Below are 4847 nucleotides of genomic sequence, written 5' to 3'. Positions count from 1 at the left end.
TATCTGAAGAGAAATGTAAGGTTATGTGGAGACGGGAATTTTGGAGCCCGGCCAAATCCTCCTGCCTGCCAGTCGAAAGCGGAAATTAACTGTGAGTAACCACTGTGCAGGGTCTTTTCGTTCAGTTTGGTACCTGGACTTTTAGCAGAAACCTGTACCATTTCAGGTGACAGAGCAGCTTTCAGTTCTCTGGCGGTTTGCAGTATTTCCCCCTGCTGTTGCGTCCATACCTTCGCTATGTGGGGTATGAGGTCAAGCATTCCGGGATTTCCGAACCTGCTTCTCTTTGGGATATACGTAGCTGCAAAGAACGGTTCCTTGTCAGGTGTCATCAATATTGTAAGCGGCCATCCTCCTCTTCCTGCAATGGCCTGGCAGACAGCCATGTAGACGCTGTCTATGTCCGGTCTCTCTTCGCGATCTACCTTGATGCAGATAAATGTTGTATTCATGAGCCTGGCAACCTCAGGATCTTCAAAGGATTCTTTCTCCATGACATGGCACCAGTGACATGTGGAGTATCCAATGGAAAGGAAGATTGGCTTGTTTTCAGCTCTTGATCGTTCGAAAGCTGCCTCACCCCAGGGGTACCATTGCACAGGATTGTATGCATGCTGAAGCAGGTAAGGACTTTTTTCATTTATGAGAAAATTGGGTGTTTTGGATTCAATATCATAGTCCTGATCTTTGTTGTCTGCCGTATCACTCATTGGTCTTACTCCCACTTTATTGAAAAATATCAAAATGTTCCTTTAGCTAAGAACCTATTTGTTACTTCTCGTTTATTCTGTTTACCGTACACAAATAGCTGTGAAAAGAGGTTTTCTTAACTTATGGCCATTATCTGCCATGATCATGGATTTCAGCACATGGGACCCTGAAAACTAGAGAAGCAATTAATGGATCAAATTCTCGATATATTTTGTTTCTTTATTCTCTTATTTCTTTTCAGTTTTTAAGTCATCTCATCATTATGGTAATTAACATATTTAATACATTCATAAATATTAAATATCCGTAGACCTGAATTTTGTTTGTTTAGTAACAAAAAGGACAGCTTCAGAAGAGTAAAGAAGGTTGTGCAATTCTGGTAAAAAAAGACGGAGCAAAGATGATCTTTATGCGAACGGTTGTTGTATTACTTATCCTGATAACTTTGAGCACAGCTTCCCAAGCTTGCTGGTCTCCTGAGAATGCCGTTGACAATTTTACTAGCGAGATTGAATCTGTTAAGGCAGCAGAACCTGCTGAGGAAACTTCGGATAACACTGATGGTGAGAACATCACAGAAGAAACCGAAACTACAACAGAGGGTGTTCTGGAGCAGGATATAGTGTCTCATCCAGTCGAGACTGAGCCAGTTATGCTCATATCAATGGGTGCAATTATCCCTGAACAGAGGGAAACATCAAATGTCACAGCAGTGAGCACTGGTGATAATAAGGGGTCGTATGTATCAGCAGGAATGATACTGGTCCTGATCCTTCTGATTATAGTTCCCATCTACCATATCAGAAAGTAAATATGGCTTACAAGAGATCTAAATAAACGAGGATGAGAGAAAAAGGCAGCGATTTTGTTTTCAATTTAAGTTAAAAATCGCTTCGGCGACATACTATGAAGTCATGTAAGGAGTATATTTGTGATAATAACTATATCACATTGTTAGTTATACCTAAACATTGTAGCATAGGCAAGCTTATATACTAAAACGCCCTAGATAGAACCGTCTAATCATATTAGTCAAGGCTAATATGATTATAGTGACAAAGCATTTGGATCCTTATTCAGGATGTCGAATGCCTTAAGGAACCGCAGTTGACAGAAAAACCAACAAAATTGTCGCAGAGGTATGAATTATGGCTCCACCTATCCCCCTTGCAATGGTTTCCGAAGGTACTGAAACCAAAGTTGTAGGGATCAACGCAAGCAGATCACTTGCAGACCGCCTGAAAGCTATGGGTTTTATTGAGAACTGCCCATTAAAAGTGACCAGGGATCATATGGGTTCCCTAATAGTCGAAATAAGCGGCTGCAAATATGCGCTGGGTAAAGGCATGGCTTCAAAGATACTTGTGAGACCTATGAATTGATCCGGTCTTTTTCTTTTTTGTGAGATATTTTAAGACAGTTTCAAATAAACTGTCATATCATTTTTCTTGCTGTTCACTATTCCTTGTGAATTATTCTGAGAGGCTTCCGAAAAATCAGTTATTTGAAATTTGTTTTATATGGCGCATATAAATAATTGATCAAAAAAGGAGTGTTATTGAAGTCCTCTTTGATCTATTAGAATTCTCTCTGTACTTGTTTTGATCTAAGAGCATATTCATTTTCTACTGCAAATCATTTTTAACACAAGGTTGCGAGGCCGCAAAGCTTGTTATTTGCTTCTTTGCGCCTTAGCGCCCTTGCGTTGATAAAAAACAGTATAGATCGATTAAAAAAGAGTTTTATCAAAATCCTCCTGAGGGCTAACAGATCATGCAGGTATTCTCCATAGGATACCTTCCCGCACATAATCGACAGGCACATAAGGTATAAAGTACAGGCATATATCCACGGAATATGCAGGAAGATCAGATGTGATTCAATCTATACTGGACAATGATCTGTACAAGCTAAGCATGCAGATGGCTGTACTGGAACTGTTTCCCGAGGCATGTGTCGAATATCGTTTTATTAACAGGGGTGGACAGCGTTTCAATGAGGAATTTGTAAAGAAGTTTAGGAATCTTTTGGATATTCAGTTTCCTAAGATCGCGCTGACCGCAGAAGAGTACAGCTGGCTGAGATCAGTCTGTCCTTTCTTTAAACCCATGTACCTGGAATACCTGAAAAACTATCGTTTTGATCCATCCGAGGTAAGTGTGGGACTTACGGAGGATAATGGCCTTGACCTGAGGATAAAAGGCCCCTGGCACAGTGCCATCCTCTGGGAAGTGGTGCTCATGGCCACTATCTCGGAGCTATATTTCAACACAGTGGAAAAAAGCTGGAAAGAGCAACCATTCTCCAATGGTGAGGATATTCTCCTTGACCATTACGCGGAGAAGATCCGTTCCATAGGTAAAGAACTCAATGGTCATGGTTGCCTGTTCACGGAGTTTGGAACTCGCAGACGGCGGAGCTTCCAATTGCAGGACAAAGTAATAGAGGTTTTGTGCGGTCTGCCATGCTTCACAGGAACAAGCAACGTGCATCTTGCACGAAAATATGGAATAAAACCTGTAGGTACTATCGGACATGAATGGATAATGGGCAATTCTGCCCTGATGGGTTTGCGAAGAGCTAATTATTTTGCATTTGATAACTGGGTAAAGGTATATGCAGGCAACCTGGGGATAGCTCTATCGGATACCTTCGGTACCGATGCTTTTTTTGCTGATTTCGATCTCAGGCTTTCCAAGCTATACGATGGTGTGAGACATGACAGTGGTGATCCATTTGGTTTTACCGATAAGGTGATCGGGCATTATAGGTCAATGGGAATAGACCCCATGAAAAAAACACTGGTTTTCAGTGATTCTCTGCATGCTGCAGATGCAATAAGGCTTAAAGAGCATTGTGGAGGCAGGATCAACTGTAGTTTTGGTATTGGCACAAGCCTGACCAATAATCAGGATTTTTTTAGGACAACTCCTCCTCTTAATATTGTGATCAAAATGCATAGTATCAATGATATCCCTGTGGTCAAGCTAAGTGATTCGTGCGAGAAGGAAACAGGGGACAGGGATGCTCTCAGAGTGGCTAATTATATCTTTGGCAGGAAAGGACTGGATGATTAAAAATATATAACAGTTTCCTATTATGTCATGTAACTGTGTAGGTAATTGTTGTGATGTTCAGAAAGGGTTATTGCGCTGAAATCGGGAAGAATATTGTAAAAGTGGTTACATAATCTCCTTTTCTACGTCAATTAGATCAAAAATATAATATTGACTTAAGTAAACTAAAATGATTTTAAAAGAAAGAGGTAAATTCAATGGGTTCAGGAGATCAGGATATTCAAGAACATATATTCACAAGTCAAAGATTGGCTGTATTTGCAGATGTACAGAATATGTTCTATTCAGCTAGGAACTATTACTATGCAAAATTAGATTTCGGAAAACTATTAAGTGCTGTGGTGAGAGAAAGGCAACTGATCCGGGCTGTAGCCTATGTTGTGGAAACAAAGGAAATAGACCAATCTGGTTTCAAGTCTGTAATAGAATACATCGGATGGGAAGTAAAGACCAAACAATTAAAATCGAGGCCTGACGGCTCAACTAAAGGTGATTGGGACATGGGTATCGCCATTGATGCTATTTCCATATCCAGTAAGGTCGATACCATCGTGTTGGTCACCGGTGATGGGGATTTCACTGCACTTGTCAATCATCTCAAAGCTTCGGGTGTGCGTGTGGAAGTACACGCTTTCCCAAAGAACACTGCTACTGAGCTCATTGAAGCTGCTACGGCTTATTATCCAATAGATGAAAGGCTGTTGCTCAAGAAGTAATGTCTTGGACCACTTTTCCAGAGCGCCAATGAAAAAATGAGGAGAGAATAAACAAAGGACTATTAAGATCAAAGCCGTTTACTCCTGCTTTCTCATGAACACAAACGCCAGGCTCAGTATTACAGCTACTGGAAGAACCACAGTGGGGAACTCTGGGATCTCAGTTCCCTGTTTATACATGCCTGCATCTGCACTGTCGATCGAACAATCTATGTTGCTTTATGACGAGCCAAAGCAATCTTAAAATAATGTAAACCTTAAATTACTATAATAAAAGTGCAAAGCCAATAGGGGGATTGTATGAATAAAATATTATTAATGGTATTTCTAGGATTTATTCTGT

At 40.6% G+C, this 4847-nt stretch carries 6 protein-coding genes; 4 read left to right on the top strand and 2 right to left on the bottom strand.

Translation table 11 applies throughout. The annotated features are described in order from the left end of the window. On the bottom strand, window positions 1-710 hold a 710-nt coding region (locus tag AB7U21_RS08900), incomplete at its 3' end, for a thioredoxin domain-containing protein (RefSeq protein ID WP_428388409.1). A 410-nt stretch (window positions 711-1120) separates the two neighbouring features. On the opposite strand from AB7U21_RS08900, the gene AB7U21_RS08895 reads away from it, so the two are divergent. The 4 genes from AB7U21_RS08895 (at window position 1121) to AB7U21_RS08880 (ending at window position 4504) form a co-directional block, all read left to right on the top strand. Beyond that, the gene (locus AB7U21_RS08895) at window positions 1121-1522 is read left to right on the top strand and encodes a hypothetical protein (protein ID WP_428388407.1); all 402 of its coding nucleotides are present in this window, start codon (window positions 1121-1123) and stop codon (window positions 1520-1522) included. 337 nt (window positions 1523-1859) lie between these two features. Beyond that, on the top strand, window positions 1860-2093 hold the full coding sequence (locus AB7U21_RS08890) for a FeoA family protein (RefSeq protein WP_428388405.1): 234 nt from the start codon (window positions 1860-1862) through the stop codon (window positions 2091-2093). Window positions 2094-2585: 492 nt separating this feature from the next. After that, window positions 2586-3788, top strand: a complete 1203-nt coding sequence (pncB, locus tag AB7U21_RS08885) for a nicotinate phosphoribosyltransferase (RefSeq protein ID WP_428388403.1) — start codon at window positions 2586-2588, stop codon at window positions 3786-3788. 197 nt (window positions 3789-3985) lie between these two features. Further along, window positions 3986-4504, top strand: a complete 519-nt coding sequence (locus tag AB7U21_RS08880; protein ID WP_333788160.1) for an NYN domain-containing protein — start codon at window positions 3986-3988, stop codon at window positions 4502-4504. 78 nt (window positions 4505-4582) lie between these two features. Here the strand turns inward: AB7U21_RS08880 and AB7U21_RS08875 are convergent, their stop codons facing one another. Then, window positions 4583-4684 (bottom strand): PEF-CTERM sorting domain-containing protein, encoded by a 102-nt coding sequence (locus tag AB7U21_RS08875; RefSeq protein ID WP_428388401.1) that lies wholly within the window; start codon window positions 4682-4684, stop codon window positions 4583-4585. Window positions 4685-4847: the final 163 nt, after the last annotated feature.

This window comes from Methanomethylovorans sp. (assembly GCF_050177135.1).
Lineage (GTDB): Archaea > Halobacteriota > Methanosarcinia > Methanosarcinales > Methanosarcinaceae > Methanomethylovorans.
The sequence above is the reverse complement of the archived record's forward strand: the minus strand, read 5'-3'. Positions and strand labels throughout refer to the sequence as shown.